This window comes from Xanthomonas sp. NCPPB 3582, assembly GCF_041475735.2.
Lineage (GTDB): Bacteria > Pseudomonadota > Gammaproteobacteria > Xanthomonadales > Xanthomonadaceae > Xanthomonas > Xanthomonas codiaei.
This window is the reverse complement of the sequence record NZ_CM192968.1, coordinates 61,960-77,500: the sequence shown is the minus strand read 5'-3', so window position 1 is coordinate 77,500 and position 15,541 is coordinate 61,960. Positions and strand designations below refer to the sequence as shown.

At 69.6% G+C, this 15,541-nt stretch carries 10 protein-coding genes; 2 read left to right on the top strand and 8 right to left on the bottom strand.

Features of this window, described 5'->3' with window-relative positions; genetic code table 11:
- The first annotated feature begins 250 nt into the window (after positions 1-250).
- Positions 251-1,435 carry a benzoate/H(+) symporter BenE family transporter gene (locus ACCQ05_RS00315; protein WP_228961972.1) on the top strand — a complete coding sequence of 395 codons (1,185 nt, stop codon included), beginning with the start codon at positions 251-253 and terminating at the stop codon, positions 1,433-1,435.
- Between the two features lie 110 nt (positions 1,436-1,545).
- Here the strand turns inward: ACCQ05_RS00315 and bphP are convergent, their stop codons facing one another.
- The 6 genes from bphP to ACCQ05_RS00285 form a co-directional block, all read right to left on the bottom strand.
- Complete coding sequence (bphP, locus tag ACCQ05_RS00310; protein ID WP_372392549.1) at positions 1,546-3,450, bottom strand: bacteriophytochrome BphP; 1,905 nt, start codon at positions 3,448-3,450, stop codon at positions 1,546-1,548.
- Positions 3,447-4,040, bottom strand: a complete 594-nt coding sequence (locus tag ACCQ05_RS00305; RefSeq protein ID WP_372392548.1) for a biliverdin-producing heme oxygenase — start codon at positions 4,038-4,040, stop codon at positions 3,447-3,449. The genes bphP and ACCQ05_RS00305 overlap by 4 nt, the downstream gene beginning before the upstream one ends.
- 99 nt (positions 4,041-4,139) lie before the next feature.
- Complete coding sequence (locus ACCQ05_RS00300; protein ID WP_372392546.1) at positions 4,140-5,405, bottom strand: TCR/Tet family MFS transporter; 1,266 nt, start codon at positions 5,403-5,405, stop codon at positions 4,140-4,142.
- A gap of 709 nt (positions 5,406-6,114) precedes the next feature.
- Positions 6,115-8,277: a lytic murein transglycosylase gene (locus ACCQ05_RS00295; protein ID WP_372392545.1), complete on the bottom strand. Its 2,163-nt coding sequence runs from the start codon at positions 8,275-8,277 to the stop codon at positions 6,115-6,117.
- 638 nt (positions 8,278-8,915) lie between these two features.
- Positions 8,916-9,122 carry a hypothetical protein gene (locus ACCQ05_RS00290; RefSeq protein WP_104544000.1) on the bottom strand — a complete coding sequence of 69 codons (207 nt, stop codon included), beginning with the start codon at positions 9,120-9,122 and terminating at the stop codon, positions 8,916-8,918.
- A 228-nt stretch (positions 9,123-9,350) separates the two neighbouring features.
- On the bottom strand, positions 9,351-9,740 hold the full coding sequence (locus tag ACCQ05_RS00285; RefSeq protein ID WP_372392544.1) for a YchJ family protein: 390 nt from the start codon (positions 9,738-9,740) through the stop codon (positions 9,351-9,353).
- Between the two features lie 152 nt (positions 9,741-9,892).
- On the opposite strand from ACCQ05_RS00285, the gene ACCQ05_RS00280 reads away from it, so the two are divergent.
- Positions 9,893-10,672: a sulfite exporter TauE/SafE family protein gene (locus ACCQ05_RS00280; protein ID WP_228961974.1), complete on the top strand. Its 780-nt coding sequence runs from the start codon at positions 9,893-9,895 to the stop codon at positions 10,670-10,672.
- A 257-nt stretch (positions 10,673-10,929) separates the two neighbouring features.
- On the opposite strand, the gene ACCQ05_RS00275 is transcribed toward ACCQ05_RS00280, so the two are convergent.
- Together ACCQ05_RS00275 and ACCQ05_RS00270 are read right to left on the bottom strand one after the other, a co-directional pair.
- Entirely contained in the window at positions 10,930-12,123 is a 1,194-nt protein-coding gene (locus ACCQ05_RS00275; RefSeq protein ID WP_372392543.1) for a Wadjet anti-phage system protein JetD domain-containing protein, read from the bottom strand.
- 4 nt (positions 12,124-12,127) lie between these two features.
- Positions 12,128-15,520: an ATP-binding protein gene (locus ACCQ05_RS00270; RefSeq protein WP_372392541.1), complete on the bottom strand. Its 3,393-nt coding sequence runs from the start codon at positions 15,518-15,520 to the stop codon at positions 12,128-12,130.
- Positions 15,521-15,541: the final 21 nt, after the last annotated feature.

Here is a 15,541-nt window from a genome sequence, read left to right as displayed (position 1 = left end):
GGCTGCAGCATCAACGCAGGCACGCGATGGATCTGACGACTGGATTCACTCCACATGGCGCGCATCCATCGATGACCCAGTGCAGTGAGGCGCTGCAGGTATGCGGCGATGGCATGCAGTGCTGTCGCGGCAATCGGCATGCATGCCAGCCCTGCCGCGACCCTCTACATGGAAGCCGGCATGCGGACGTCTTGCGATACCGCTGGGGCAGTGGCTCGGAGAGAATGGCTGGCTGAAAGGGAGTCTTCCGATGCCATCAGCCCGCAACCTGTTCCGCGACCTGTCCCTGCCTGCGATTGCCGCCGGCTTCGTCACCGTCCTGGTGGGGTTCGCCAGTTCGGCGGTGATCGTGTTCGAGGCGGCGCGGCATCTGGGCGCCGACCAGGCGCAGATTGCCTCGTGGATGTGGGCGCTGGGCATCGGGATGGGGGTGACCTGTATCGGTTTGTCGCTGCGCTACCGGGTACCGGTGGTCACCGCGTGGTCGACACCGGGGGCGGCGATGTTGATCGGAAGCGCGGCCGGGGTTCCGCTGCGCGAGGCGATCGGTGCGTTCGTGGTGGCGGCAGTGCTGGGTACGGTCGCCGGGTTCACCGGGGTGTTCGAGCGGGCGATCCGCAGGATTCCGGTCTCGCTGGCCTCGGGGATGCTGGCCGGCGTGCTGTTGCGTTTCGGGTTGGACCTGTTCGTGGCCATGCAGAGCCAGGTGGTGCTGGCACTGGCGATGCTGGCGAGCTACCTGGCGGGGCGGCGCTGGTTTGCGCGTTATGCGGTGATTGCCACGCTACTGGTGGGCGTCGCGATCGCCGCCAGCGGCGGGCTGATGCACTGGGAGACGGTGAAGTTGGAACTGGCACGGCCGGTGTGGGTGACGCCGTCGCTATCGTGGGCGGCGGTGTTCGGGCTGGCGCTTCCGCTGTTCGTGGTCACCATGGCCTCGCAGAACGTCCCTGGCGTGGCGGTGATCCGGGCCTGCGGCTACGCGGTGCCGATTTCGCCGACGATCGGCTGGATCGGCGTGGTCAATACGCTGCTGGCGCCGTTCGGGGGCTATGCCTTGAACCTGGCCGCGATCACCGCGGCGATCTGCATGGGCCGCGAGGCGCACGAAGACCCGGCACGGCGCTATGCCGCGGCGGTCAGCGCGGGCGCGTTCTATGTGGTGATCGGCCTGTTCGGGGCGACCGTGGCCGCCGTGTTTGCGGCGTTTCCGCGCGAGCTGGTGATGGCCATTGCCGGAATCGCGCTGCTGGGCACGATCGGAAACAGCCTGGCGGCGGCCTTGCGCGAAGACGGCGAGCGCGAGGCGGCGTTGATCACCTTCCTGGTCACCGCCTCCGGGCTGACGCTGGGCGGGATCGGGGCGGCGTTCTGGGGTCTGGTGGCCGGCACCATTGCCTTGCTGGTGCTGCGCCCGCGGCCCGCAAAGACGTAGTCCAGGTACCTGTCCGCATGGACCGGCCCCTGTGCGGCAAGGCATGTCCATGCGGCGGCCGGCAGCAGTAGCCGACCGCGGACGCCGCCGTTGTCGCGCCTGGACCCGGTCTACTCCGGGTCGCGCAACTGCAGCAGCCAATGCGCGGTAACCCCCGTGGGGCTGGGCAAGGGTTCGAGATGGAATTGGCGATACACCGGCACGCCGTCGCGGGTGCGCAACGGCAAGGTGACGTAGGCGGCGCGTCCCAGCCGCAGCGCCTCTTCGAACAGCTCGACCTTGGCCCTGGCGGCATCGGCGGCCAGCAGCGCGAGGATGTCGCAGCCGACCAGCTCGGCGACCTCGGTCTGGCTCAAGTCGGCGAACGCCGGGTTGACGAACATCAGCCGGTGCACGCCGGTCTGGGCACCACGTTCGATGATGGCCACGCCATCGCGCAAGCGCGACAGCGAGGCTTCGAGCAGGGTGAAGTCCTGCTGGAAGCGCTTGCGCTCCATCAGTTCGATCAATACCCGCAAGCTGCGCGCCGATTCCAGATGCAGCGGCGCCCACGGGCGGGCTCGCCCGCGCACGGTCTGCTGCCACAGGTCGAAGCTCTTGCGCGGCGACAGCCGCGAGTTGGGGATGTCCTGCAGCTTGGCCAGCTGCGGATTGCCGGCCCATTTGATCTGCTGCACCTGCTCGCGTCGGGTCCACAGCAGCGCGCTGCGCGATTGCGGCATCAGCGGGACGAAGATGAAACCGGCCGCCAACGGCGCCAGGTCGGCCAGTTCCGGAAAGACCTCGCCGATGGCGTCCACGTGCAGCGCCCCCACCGCATCCTCGCGCAGGGCGTCGTGGTGTGCCGATTCGATATGGTCGCGGATGCGGCGCAGCGCATCCACATCCGGCGCGCTGCCATGGCGGCTGATCTCGTTGCCGTGGAAGATCGCCACGCCGTCGGCGTCCACCACGTCCATCAGGTCCGGGGCCATGTCGGCCAGCATGTCCACGGTCAGGTGCTCGGCATCGTTGAAATCGGTGATGAGCTTTTCGCGGATGGTCAGCAGCACCGATTCCATCCGGGCGCGCGACACCGCCTGCAATGCGCCGATACGACCGGCCAGCGCGCGGGTGACCGCGTCGGTGGCATCGCGCATGGCGTGACTGGTGAAGTGCGGGCTGTAGTGATGGCAGGAGATCAGCCCCCACAGCGCGTCATTGACGACGATCGAAGACACCAGGGTGGCGGTGACCCCCATGTTGGCCAGGTATTCCAGATGCACCGGCGAGACGCTGCGCAGGCTGACATCGCTCAAGTCCACCGGGGTGCCCAGGCGCGGGTGCAGGGTGGGCTGGATCGGCGAGGGCCGGTAGCCGACATCGGCGATCTGGCGCACCCGGTTGCGCAGGTACAGCGCGCGCGCCTGCGCCGGGATGTCGCTGGCGGGATAGTGCAGGCCGAGATAGGCCTCCAGGTCCGGCTGGCGGGCTTCGGCAATGACATCGCCGTTCCACTCTTCGTCGAAGCGGTACACCATCACCCGGTCGAAGCCGATCATGCTGCGCAGGCCCTTGGCGGCGCGCACCGCGGCCTCGGCGATGCCGGGATCGCGCTCGATGCTGCGCAACAACGGCAAGGCTTCGCGCAGGGTGACGTCCATCAGGCGCGCGTCGCGCGGCTCGATCTCGACCAGCCATTGCTCCGGATACAGATGCCAGGCGGCCACCCAGGCGTGATCGGGCGGCGTGGCGCGCGCGGGAAAGCGCGCTTCGGCATGCAGCAGGTGCTGGGCTTGCTCATCCACCGCGAAGGGCCGCGCTTCGGGCACCTCCAGCACCTGGGTGTAGGGCGTGCCCAGCAGCGATTCCAACGGCATGCCGAGCAGATCGGCAGCGGTGCTGCTGGCCTGCACGATGCGGCCATCGGCTGGTTCGATCACCAGCAGTACGCCATAGGGCTGGATCAGGCCGGGGATATGGATCGGTTCACGCGCGCATTCATCCATGTCCAGGGGTTCGGTGGTCTGGGTCACGCGTGCGGCTCCGCTGCAAGACAGCTGTGGAAGTGGGCGAACATGGCCTGCGCGCCGTCGATGGCGGTGGCGCGCGCGCGCGGGGTATCCAGGCATTGATCGAGCACGGCCTGAAAACGGCGCCAACCGGCGGGGTCTTCGTCGGCCAGTTCGAAATACTGCAACGCATCGGCCAGCGCGGGTTGATGGCGACGCAGGCCGCGGGCGATCACCCGCCCGCCCAGCTGCGCGCCTTCGATCACATACAACATGCCCCAGCGCGCGGCGGCGTCGGTGCCGGTCGGTGGGGCCAGCAGCGCATCCGGGCGCTGGTCGAGCGTACGCAGATCCGCGCGCAGGGCCGGCGCCCGGCGACGATAGTGCCAGCCGTTGCCGACCAGGGTGCTCAACCAGTCGCCGAAGCGCTCTTCGAACCCGGCCAGCAAGGCATGGTGCCGGCGCAGGATCAGCGCGTAGCGCGTGCGATCGACCTGCCCCCGCCCGAGCGCCTGCATCAGCGGAACCGCTTCGACCAGGCGATGGGTGTCCTGGGTGGCGTGGCGCAGCGCGCGTGCAGCCGACGTGGGAGCGGCCAGGGTGTTGGAACGCATAGGAAGTCGAGGCGGTGCCGGGGCACGGAAGGCATCAGCCTAGCAGTGCCGGCACGAATCAGAAAAAGCGGGCGCGAGCGTCACATGAATGCGTTGGCATCAACCGCCGGTCGCATTGGCCAGGCCACGGGTACGCCCTGCCCTCGCCCACGCCATCAACCAGCCGGCAGCGAGCAGCACGCCGGCCAGCAGCCAGGGCGCGCCGGGCAGATGCAGCGGTGCGCCACGACCGATGAACCAGGCGAACACGTTGGCGAACAGCAACGGACCGGCGATGCCGGCCAGGCTGACCAGGCTGGTCAGCGCGCCCTGCACGCGGCCCTGCGCGTCGGCGCCGACGTCGCGGGTGATCAAGGCCTGCGCCGCCGGTGCGGCGATGGCCCATAGCGCGCTGATCGGCACCCCCACCAGGAACATGCGGCCGCTGTCGGCGAAGCCGTAGATGACAAAGCCGACCACCCCGCAGCCCAACCCCAGCAGCAGGGCGCGGCGCTCACCCAGCCAGCGCACCAGCCGGCCGACCAGCAAGGCATTGACGATGATGCTGCACACGCCCACCCCGGCCAGCACCCAGCTCACTTCGCGCGGGCCCCACTGGTATTGGTAGCCGGCAAACAGCACGAAGATGCTGGGGTAGACGTAATGCGCCAGGTTGGCCAGGAACACCACCGCGGCCAGGCCGAACACCTGCGGGTAGCGGCGCAGCAGTTTGAGCGCGCCGAGCGGGTTGGCGTGCGACCACTCCAGCCGCGCCGTGCGGCGCTCGGCGGGCAGCGATTCGGGCAGCACGAACCAGCCGTACAACACGTTCAACAAGGCCAGTCCAGCGGCAAACCAGAATGGCCAGCGCAGGCCTATGCTGCCCAGCCAGCCGCCGATCAGCGGGCCGGCCACGAAGCCGATGCCGAACGCGGCACCGAGCATGCCGAACGCACCGGCGCGCTTGTCGGCAGGGGTGACGTCGGCGATGTAGGCGTTGGCGGTGGAAAAGCTGGCCGAGCAGATGCCGGAGATCATCCGGGCCAGCAGCAGCATCGGCAGGCTGTGGGCGATGGCCATCAGGATGAAGTCCAGGCCCAGGCCCAGGCACGACAGCAGGATCACCGGGCGGCGGCCGAAGCGGTCGGACAGCGCGCCCTGCAGCGGCGAGCAGACGAACTGGATGGCGGCGAACAGGAACCCGAACCAGCCGATCCAGCCGGCAGCCACTGCGTAGTCGCCGCCGGTGAAGTGTCGCACCAGGTCCGGCAGCACCGGAATGATCACGCCGAACGACAGCACGTCGATCAGCACGGTGATGAAGATGAAGATCAGTGCGGCGCGGCGCCGGCCCGGGGCCAGAGCGGAATCGGGTGGGAGAGACATCGCGCGGCCCGCGGTGGTGAGGCCGGCAGTGTAGCTGCGGATGGAGGTGCCGGAGGATGCGGTAGCTGGGCTGCGTGAGCCGGCATGGCCTGGTGTTGTGGTGCTGGGTGTCTTGGATTGGTCGCTGGCCCTCATCCGCCCTTCGGGCACCTTCTCCCGCTGGCGGGAGAAGGGCTGGGTGCTGCGTGAGGGCGGTATTGCCTGGCCTTTGGGGCTGGGTGTCTGGTGTTCTGGGGCTGGGTGTCTGGATTGGTTGCTGGTCCTCATCCGCCCTTCGGGCACCTTCTCCCGCTTGCGGGAGAAGGGCTGGGTTGCTGGGGGAGGGCGGTATTGCCTGGCCTTTGGGGCTGGGGGTCTGGTGTTCTGGTGCTGGTGCCTGGATTGGTTGCTGGCCCTCATCCGCCCTTCGGGCACCTTCTCCCGCTGGCGGGAGAAGGGCTGGATGCTGTGGGGGGCGGTAATGCCTGGCCTTTGGGGCTGGGGGTCTGGTGTTCTGGTGCTGGTGTCTGGATTGGTTGCTGGCCCTCATCCGCCCTTCGGGCACCTTCTCCCGCTGGCGGGAGAAGGGCTGGGTTGCTGTGGGGGCGGTATTGCCGGCCTTTGGGGCTGGTGTCTGGATTGGTTGCTGGCCCTCATCCGCCCTTCGGGCATCTTCTCCCGCTCGCGGGAGGGGCTCGGGCGGTGTGGGCGAGCGCTGGCCGGGGGGCGGTTACTCGACGCTGATGGTCTGGGTGAGGGTGTGGCTGGCGCCGGGGGCCAGTTCGATCACGTCCGGGCCGGCGTTGGACGCTTCCAGGCAGACGTAGTCGCGCCAGCCCTCGCCCACGTCGGCCATCTTCCTGCCGGCCTCTTCGCCCGGATTCCAGGCCACCAGCGAGCGGCTGCCTTCGGTGGCGATGACGATGCGACGGCCCAGGACCGGGTCGGTGAGCGTGTAGCGGCCACCGGCGTCGACGTAGATGCGATCGCTGCGGCCGGGATCGCGTGGGTCGCGCAGGTTCCAGTCGCCTTGCTGGCGATGGGCGCTGGCGTAGTTCTCGTACTTGTCCAGATACTCCAGGCCGTCCAGGCCCTGCACGTCGACCTTCAGGGCATCGCCGACGCGGAAATAGTTGTGCAGCGCCTGGGTGAAGCGCACCGGCGCGGCGCTGGTGTTCTCGGTGATCAGGCGCTGTTCCAGGGTGCGACCGATGCGCAGCGTCATGCGCAGGGCCAGCGCCAGGTCGTCGAAGGCCGGCGGGGTCAGGGTGAGCACCACGGTGCCATCGTCTTCGCGGTGGCTCTCGGTGAGCTGCCACGGCACGGTGCGCACGAAGCCGTGCGCGGGCACCTCGCCGGTCTGGTCCTGGCGGCCGAAGTACGGCCAGCACACCGGGGCACCACCGCGGATCGGGGTGGGCGGCTGCTTGGCGAGGGGCGATAGCCACATCACGTCCTGGCCACCCTTGGGCACGAACGAGAGCAACTGGCCGCCGAACAGGCTGATGGCGGCGGTGGAGAACGGGGTGTCGATCAGCAGCGAGGGGAAGCCGTGGAAGTCGCCTGTGGTCAGGCCGGTGGTGTCGGACATGGGGGATGCCTTGTGGACGATGGGAGAGTGGGCGAATGCGGGATAGGCGGCCGGTAGCTTGAAGGCGGTACCGCGCACGGCTGCCATGCCGGTGAGCGGTGGGGCGGCGCGCAGGGCGGTGAGGATGCGCTGGCCGGGGCGGCCGTCGGCCGGCTGCAGGCCCAGGCGGGTCTGCTCGACCTGGATGGCGCGGCGGGTGGCGCTGCCGACCATGCCATCGGCATCGCCGATCTGGTAGCCGCGCTCGAGCAGCAGTTGCTGCAGTGCGCGGCGTTCCGGGCGGCCCAGGCCGGGGTCGTCGGTGGGCCAGGCCGCTGCCAGGCCGGCACCGCCACGCAGGCGGTCGGCCAGCAGCGCGATCGACAGCGCGTAGCTTTCGGCGGCGTTGTAGGCGTAGATCGCGTCGTAGTTGCGGAACACCAGGAACGCCGGGCCGGTGGCGCCGGCTGGCAGCAGCAAGGCGGCTGGCGTCTCGGCCGGCAGCTCGCCCGGTGCGAGCGGTTTGCCATCGGTGCCGAGCAGGCCGGCGTGTTGCCAGGCCTGCAACGGCTGGCGGCGGGTGCGGCCGGCCTTGCTGGCATCGAAGCCGGGCGGCAGGCGCACCTCCATGCCCCAGGGGCGGGCACGCTCCCAGCCGGCCTTGACCAGGTAGTTGGCGGTGGAGGCCAGCGCGTCGGGAATGCTGGCGACCAGATCGCGGTGGCCATCGCCGTCGCCATCGACCGCGATCCGCGCGTAGGTCGAGGGCATGAACTGGGTCTGCCCGAACGCACCGGCCCAGGAGCCGGTCAAGCCATCCGGCGACAGATCGCCCTGCTGTAGCAGGCCGAGCAGGGCAAGGAATTCGCCACGGAAGAACGGCTGGCGGCGGCCGGCGCACGACAAGGTGGCCAGCGACACCAGCAGCGGGCGCTTGCCGGTGACCCGGCCATAGTCGCTCTCCACGCCCCAGACCGCGACGATGGTGGCCGGGTCCACGCCGGTCTGCTCGGACAAGCGGGTCAACAGCTCGCGGTGGGTGGCCAGCATGGCCTGGCCGTCGGCCACGCGCTGGCTGTCGACCAGGCTGGCGAGATAGTCCCAGATGGGGGTGGTGAACTCCGGTTGCGCGTCCAGCAGTGGCAGCACGCTGGGATCGGGTGCCAGGCCGGCGGTGAAGCGCTGGAAACTGGCGGCATCCACGCCCTTGGCGGCGGCCTGGGTCTGCAGGCCAGCCAGACAGCGCTCGAATGCCGGATCGGCGCAGGCAGCCAGCGGCACCATTCCAAGCAGGACTGGCAAGGCGCGCCGAAACGGCGTCATGGCGCGGTGGCCGGCACGTGGGCGGAGGTCATGCGATGGAGTGCTCCTGCGGCAAATCGATCCACCGAGGATAGCCAACCCGGCAGGGTCCGGGGTGCAGGTGGCTGATGCGCAGCCCCGGCTGGGCGGGCGCAGCGGGCCTGCCTGCCGACGCGCGCGCGATTGGCGGGATCGTTGGTGGTGGTGATGTGGGTAGCCCGCGGTGCAGGCGCCGCGGCGCTGCGTGCACCGGCATGCGCCGGGACTTCGCGCTGGTGGAGGTGGCGATTGCTGAAAAGGCCGGGGCCGCAGTCACGGTGCGGCGGGGCGGGTGTCGGACTGTCCATCCACGACGAGGCACGCTCGCTGGACGGCGGATACGCACGGTTTCAGCGTGGGGTGGGCCAGACCGCCGGCGGCAACCACGGCCGGGCCAGATACAGCGCTGGCTGCCTCACCGCCATTTCCCGACCGGCAGCGCGGCATAGCGCGCGCAGATCGGCATGCGGACACGGCTGCGCTGCGCCGCTTGGGCTGGGCCGCGTCCATCTTCCGGCAGTGTCGTCTCGATCGCGCCGACGGCTGGCGTGTGCGGGGTCAGCGACGACGTGCCTGACGGCCTGACGGGCACTCTGGTTGCAGGGCGCGCGAGCGCCGGCTCAATTGCCCTCGCCGGTAATGCCGGTTAGCAGCGACAGCGCGGGGGTGGACGGACTGCCCTCGGCGGTGCGGCGGGAGCGTGCGCGCGATGGCGCGTCGTGGCGCGGCCCGAAGCGGACCATGGCGGTCGCCAGCACGGCCGGCAGCACGACCGCGAAGACCACCACGGCCACAAGCACCCACTGCCAGAAATTGAAGGTTGCCATGATCGCTTTCCCACCCCGCGGCGAGCTCCGCCGGCGCGGCAAGCTTCCCGGATCGGCTGCGAACGCCATGTCGACAAACGCCGCCGCCAGCTGCCGTTGGTCGGATGAATCGCGACGGCGCGACGGCGCGGAAAGCGTCCGTCTCCTGCCAGCCGCAGCGGCGGCGCTCACGGCCAGGGGTGTTGGACGATTCCCGGCCCCGGCAGCTGCGGGCCTGCAGCATCACCGCTAACGGGCGTCGAGGTAGTACCAGCGGCCGTCTTCGCGCACGAAGCGGCTATGTTCGGTCATGCGGACGGCGCTGCCGCCGCCGATGCGATAGCGCGCCAGGAACACCACCTCGGCGGTGTCGTCGCCGGTGGCGAGGGCACGCTGGACGGTGAGGCCGAGCCAGGTGGTGCGGCCACCTTCGTCCAGGGGCAGTTCGGCTGGGCGGGTGGACCGGTGCCAGCTGGACAGCAGGTACGCGACATCGCGGCGCACATACGCGCTGTAGCGCGCGCGCATCAGGGTCTGCGCATCGGGGGCGGCCGCGCCGGCGTGGTATTGGCCGCAGCAGCGCGCGTACTCGGCGGGGCGACCGCAGGGGCAGGCATCGTTGGGTCTGGAGGGCGACATGCCGGGGATTGTGCGGGTTTTGATTGGGGATTGGGGATTCGTGGTTGGGGATTCGTGGTTGGGGATTCGTGGTTGGTGGTAGCGGCCACGGTTGAGGCGCTGCGATGCCGACTGCATGCGGCGGCTATGCTGTCGCCCCCGCCGTACGGAGCCTGGCTTTGCTGGACCTGATTCCCACCGAGTTGCCCTGGCTGCTGTGCATTGCGTTCGTGGCCGGGTTGGTGGATGCGGCGGTGGGCGGCGGTGGATTGATCCAGCTGCCGGGCCTGTTCGCCACCCTGCCGCAGCAGGCGCCGTCGTTGCTGCTGGGCACCAGCAAGTTCAGCGCGATGTTCGGCACGGCGGCATCGGCATGGCGCTACGCGCGCACGGTGCGGTTTCCATGGCGGCCGGTGCTGTACGCCACCTCGGCGGCCTTCACGTTTTCGTTTCTGGGCGCGACCGCGGTCAGCCTGATGCCCAGGCAGGCGGTGCGGCCGGTGATCCTGGTGCTGCTGGTGGCGATGCTTGTCTACACGCTGATCAAGAAGGATTTCGGCGCGCTGCATCGTCCGCGCAGCGTCGGCCGCCGTGAGCTGGTCACCGCCTTGGCGATGGGTGCGGCGATCGGGTTCTACGACGGCTTCTTCGGGCCGGGCACCGGCAGCTTCCTGATCTTCCTGTTCATCCGTTTCTTCGGGCTGGATTTCCTGCGCGCCTCGGCCGCGGCCAAGGTGGTGAACCTGGCCACCAACCTGGCGGCACTGGCGTTCTTCCTGCCCAGTGGGCAGGTGATGCTGGCGGTGGGCGTGCCGATGGCGGCGGCGAACGTGGCCGGTGCGGTGGCCGGCACACGAATGGCGCTACGCGGCGGCACGCCGCTGATTCGCCAGTTGTTCCTGGTGCTGGTGGTGGTGCTGATCGGCAAGATGGGGTGGGATCTACTGCACTGACCACTGCCATCGGCAGTGCTGCGCAGGTGTGGCCCCTATCTCGACCTGCAGCACGCATCGAGGCGGGTGCGCGCGCGTTGCACACCTGCCGGAGCACCCTTGGCAACGCCGGCATCGGTTCGAACCCGGACGAGGCGGCATCCCGGCGATCGTCGCAGCGCTGCCGATCGCCTGCGGCCCTGGGCAGCCGCATGCGCTCGCTGGCAAAGTCGCGGACACGCGGTGCGGGTCGCCCGGTCGGATGGGACGCTCAGTGCTTATCGCACCGTCGGGGCAGCCAGTGCCGCCTGCACGCGCGGCCAGGCGTAGCTCCAGTCGATGCGTTCCTGCTCCAGCCTGGGCGCTGCGCCGAAGCGGCCATCGCGCAGGTGGCTGTAGAACGCCTGCTCGTCGCAGGTCAGCGCGGCCAGGCGTTGCGCACGGTGTTGCCGCGGTTCGTGGCCCCATAGCGCGCGTGGGGTCGCCTGCAAGGTGGCCTGGTCCATCAGCACGGCGATGGTGTGCGGCGCGTGCGTGCGCAGCCGATGCAGGATCGCCAGGCCATGGGTGTCGATGTCGCCCCAGTAGAACAGCGGCACGCTGCGCAGCCAGCCGATGCTGCGCAGGTAATCGACCGCGTAACCGCGCGCCATCAGCACCGCGGTGCCCGGCAGGGCTTCGCAAGCCAGGCCGGTGTCGAGGTTTTCGACGATCAGCAGGCGCGCGATCGGCAGGCGCAATGCGGCCAGTTGATCGATCCGCACGGTCAGATCGCTCAACCCGCCGAACTGCGCGCACAGCGCAGGATCGAGCAGGCGCAGGCGCACGCGGTCCGGCGCCTTGCGCAGCCCGGACAGGCTGTCGAAGCTGCGCGGCTCGGCCAGCCCGCGCAACCCGGCCAGCCAGTCGGCGATGATGCCGCGGCGGGCGTGCACCCATTTGCTGTCGATACCGGCGATCGGCAACTGACGCAGGAACAGGCCGCTGTCGCGATGGCGGTGCAGCCAGTCGACCACGTCGGCCATGCGCTCGATCTCGTCGTCCGCGCCATCGGCCAGCAGATCGAACTGGCGACGCATCCGTGCGGCCAGGCCGGCGGCGTCCGGCCAGCGCGCCAGCAGGCTGGCGCACCGCGCGCTGGCACGGTGCCAGCGGTCGTGTTCCTGCAGTGCGGCGGCGGCCTCGGCCGGGGTGTCGCAGGCCCAGGCCTGCGGCAGCTGTTGCGGCCCCAGCTGCGACCAGGAGAGCTCGCGCATCTGCACCCGCCCCGGCAAGCCGGCGCGTTGCCAGGCCCGCAGCCAGGCACCGAAGGCATCGAACTGCGCGCTGGCCTGGGCCTGGGTGGGAGGGTGCAGCGCGATCGGCCGCGGCGCGGCAGCGCCGATCAGCCAGTCGCCGCGATGGCGTTGCCATTGTCCCCGCAGGGCCTGGAGGGCGGTCGCTGGCAGGAGCATGCAGCTGGCACGGGCCATCGGCTCACTCCTGCTCCGTCACCGATTCGGTGGCAGCCGCGGCGCTGCGGCTGCGCTCTGGCAGCTTGAGCCGGCGCGCGTGTTCGTCGTACTCGATCAGCAACACGCCCGAATCGTGGCGGCCGCTGATCTCCACGAAACAGGCGCCGCCGATGAACGGCTCCAGCGTCATCACCGACTTCAACGGCGTGGCCACCACCATCTGGAAACCGAAGTTCTCGAAGATGTTCATCGCCAGGGCGGTGAATTCGTTGTCGGCCTTGTCGAAGGCTTCGTCCAGCACCACCGCCGCATAGCGCGGCAGTTCGCCGTCTTCGCCGCCGAGCTGGTAGCGCAACGCCGCCGCCAGGCAGGTGGTGGCCAGCTTCTGCCGCTGGCCACCGGACTTGCCGGCGCCACTGCGGTAGATCTCCACCTGTTGGCGCGTGGCCGCGTCCAGTTCGACACCGACGAATTCCACATGCAGGCGCACGTCCAGCACCAGTTCGCGCCAGCGCTTGTCCTCGCCTTCCTGCGAGCCCAGCTTGCCCACCAGCTCGCGCAGCACGGCAAATTGCTGTTCGGCCACCTCGCGCTGTTCGGTCTGGTGATGGCCGAGCACATCGCGCAGGCGTTGATGGAACTCGATCACCTCCGGCAGGCGGCGGTCGCTCAGTTCGATGGTCAGCAAGGTGCTGTGGTTGAACGGCACCTGTTCCAGGCTGGCGTTGACCTCGTCCAGCCGCTGGGCGATCGATTTGCGCGCCTCGGCGGTGTGGCGCTGCAGGGCCAGCAGGTTGTTCTTGCTCTGGCTTTGCAGCAGATCGAAGAAACGTGCCTCGTGCTGCGGCAGGCCATCGCGTTCCAGGCGCTGCAGGCGGGCCAGGAAATCGTCGGCGCTGGCGAGGCTGACAGTGAAATCGCCGCTGTCTTCGGGCCACTGCTGGCAGTAGCGGCGGAAGCAGCCGAGCAGCAGCTGCTCCAGGCGGGTGAGCTCGTCCTTGCCGAGTGCCAGCTGCGCGTCCAGCCCGCGTTCGAGATGGCGAAAACGCTCCTGCAGCGTGTCCAGGCTCAACTCGCCGAGCGTCTGCAGGCGCTCGGCCAGGCCCTGCTGCTGCAGCGGGGTGACCACACGGCTGCGCGCGTCGGCGCATTCGTGCTGCTGCTTTTCCAGCCGCGTGCGCTCGGCGCCCAGGGTGATGCGCTCCTTGCGCACGTCCTCGTACGTGCGCGTGGCCTGGACGATGTCCGCGCGCGTGCGGTCGATCGCCTCGCCCAGCGCGCGCAGGTTGGCATCGCCCTGGCGCAGCTGCTGCAAGGTATCGGCGATCTGGCTGAGCCGCTGCAACGAGGCGGCCACGTCGATCTCCTCCCAGCTCAGATTCACCAGCGTGTTCTGGGCCAGGCGGCGCGCGCCCTCGCGCTCGCGCTGGGCGCGCAGACCGGCTACCTCGGCATCGCAGGCGGCGATGCGCTGCGCCAGCTCCTGGCCTTCGCGCTCGAACAGCGCCAGCTTGTCGCGGTTGTCGAAGCCCAGCAGCCAGCGGCGGCGGTCGCCGATGGCGTGGCGGTCGTCCTTTTCGTAACGCTCGCCGGGATGTTTGACCTGGCCCTCGCGGGTGATCGCCCGCTCGGCATGCCGCAGCGCCTTGGCGCTGTCCACGCAGTCGTAATCGAAGCGCTTGCCCAGTTCGCGGCGCAGCCAGCCGGCGAATGCATGCTCGCGCAGTTGCAGCTTGTGCAGCAGCGAGGCGGCGCCGGGCTCGCGCCCGCTCATGGCCGGTTCGTTGCTGCGCACCCGGTAGTACACCAGGCGCGTGCCCAGATGGGTGCGATTGACCCAGTCGGCGACCTCGGCGTAATGCCGTTCGTCCACCAGTAACGACTGCGCAAACCCGTGCAGCACGCGCTCGGTGGCGCCGCGCCAGGCCGCTGCGTCCTCGCGCACCTGGATCAGTTCGCCAACGAACGGCAGCGCGGCCTCGGGCACGCCGGTGTCGGCGCTCAGGCGCGCGCGCAGGCTCTGCATCGGGGCCGGGATATTGGACGGGTTGCGGGTGAGCGCCTCGATCTCGGCGCGCACCTCGGCAAAGCGCTTGCTGTCCTCGTGCTTGGTGGCGATGCGCGCGCTGATCGCCTCGTCATGTTCGGCGGCAAGCCGCTGACCGTCTTCCAGCGCTGCGCGCGCCTGCGCAAGCTGTTCGGCGAAGCCGTGCGCGCTGCCGGCCAGGGCCTGTTCGAGCGCACCGCAGGCCTGCTCGGCTTGCGCGCGCTTGGCGGCGCGGCGATCGCGCTCGGCCTGCAGCTGGCCTTGTTCGCGCTCCAGCGCATCGATGCGTTCGCCGCCTTGCGCGCGCCGCTGCGCCTCCAGGTCGTCCAGGTGGCGGGTGTGGTTGTCCAATGCGGCGCGGCGCTGGCCTTCTTCGCCGGCCAGGCCGCGATCCTGTACGTCCAGTTCCTGCAGGCGCGCCTCCAGCAAGGCGAGCCGGCGTTGCTCGCGGTAGGCATCGATGCCGAGCTTGAGTTCTTCCAGTTCGCTGCGCTGGCGGCGCAGTTGCAGCAGCTCGGCGTGGTGCGCGCGCGCCGGCAGCAGGGTCTCCACCTGCCGCCGCGCGGTGACGACCGCATGATGCGCGCCGTCGAGCTCGGCGAAATCGCCGACCAGGCGCTCGGCGGCATCGAAGGTCTTGGGTTCTTCCAGCATGAAGCCGCGCAGGAAGGCATTGAGATCGCCCAGGTTTTTGGCCGACTGGGTCTTGTGCAGCAGCCGCAGCGCCATCTCGTTGCCGATACCCAGCTGATGGCGGAAGCGTTCGGCGTAGCCGGCGAAGCTGTCGAAGTGATGCACATCGTGCAGGCGCTGTTTGAGCTTGCGCAGATCCAGGTCGAAGCCGGCCAGGTCGCGGGCCACGTCGAAGGCGCGCTCGGCCACCATGTAGTGCTTGCGCACATCGCCGGTGGCCGTGCTGCTGCCGGCGATCCAGAACAAGCGGATCAGGCTCACCACGCGGTCTTCGCCGTTGCGGTATTCCAGCACCAGGGCGGTCCAGGTGGCGCCCTTGCGCAGGTACTGGGTAGCGATCTCGCCGGAGCTGCTGTCCTGCTGATCTGCCCAGGCGCCGCGCACGTAGGACACCAGGTTGCGATCGCGGCCGCTGCGCTCGGCCTCGCGCGCGGCGGCATTGAAGTCGACGATGCTGGGCGGGGTGAGCAGGGCCGACATCGCGTCCAGCAGGGTCGATTTGCCCGAGCCGGAGCGGCCGACGAACAGAAAGCCACGCTCGGCGATCGGCACTTCGGTCAGGCCGGAGAACGTGCCCCAGTTGTGCACCTGCAGGCGGCGCATGCGGAACTGCTGCAGGCGCGGGTCTGGCAGGTCGTTGCCGAACAGGCTGGAACTGGAAGCGGCGGAGGTCATCGGGACGGTCCAGGGTAAGCG

Coding starts and splice junctions, on each gene's coding strand:
- ACCQ05_RS00315 (WP_228961972.1), top strand. CDS start 251: ATGCCATCAGCCCGCAACCTGTTCCGCGACCTGTCCCTGCCTGCGATT.
- ACCQ05_RS00305 (WP_372392548.1), bottom strand. CDS start 4,040: ATGCGTTCCAACACCCTGGCCGCTCCCACGTCGGCTGCACGCGCGCTG.
- ACCQ05_RS00300 (WP_372392546.1), bottom strand. CDS start 5,405: ATGTCTCTCCCACCCGATTCCGCTCTGGCCCCGGGCCGGCGCCGCGCC.
- ACCQ05_RS00295 (WP_372392545.1), bottom strand. CDS start 8,277: ATGACGCCGTTTCGGCGCGCCTTGCCAGTCCTGCTTGGAATGGTGCCG.
- ACCQ05_RS00290 (WP_104544000.1), bottom strand. CDS start 9,122: ATGGCAACCTTCAATTTCTGGCAGTGGGTGCTTGTGGCCGTGGTGGTC.
- ACCQ05_RS00285 (WP_372392544.1), bottom strand. CDS start 9,740: ATGTCGCCCTCCAGACCCAACGATGCCTGCCCCTGCGGTCGCCCCGCC.
- ACCQ05_RS00275 (WP_372392543.1), bottom strand. CDS start 12,123: ATGGCCCGTGCCAGCTGCATGCTCCTGCCAGCGACCGCCCTCCAGGCC.
- ACCQ05_RS00270 (WP_372392541.1), bottom strand. CDS start 15,520: ATGACCTCCGCCGCTTCCAGTTCCAGCCTGTTCGGCAACGACCTGCCA.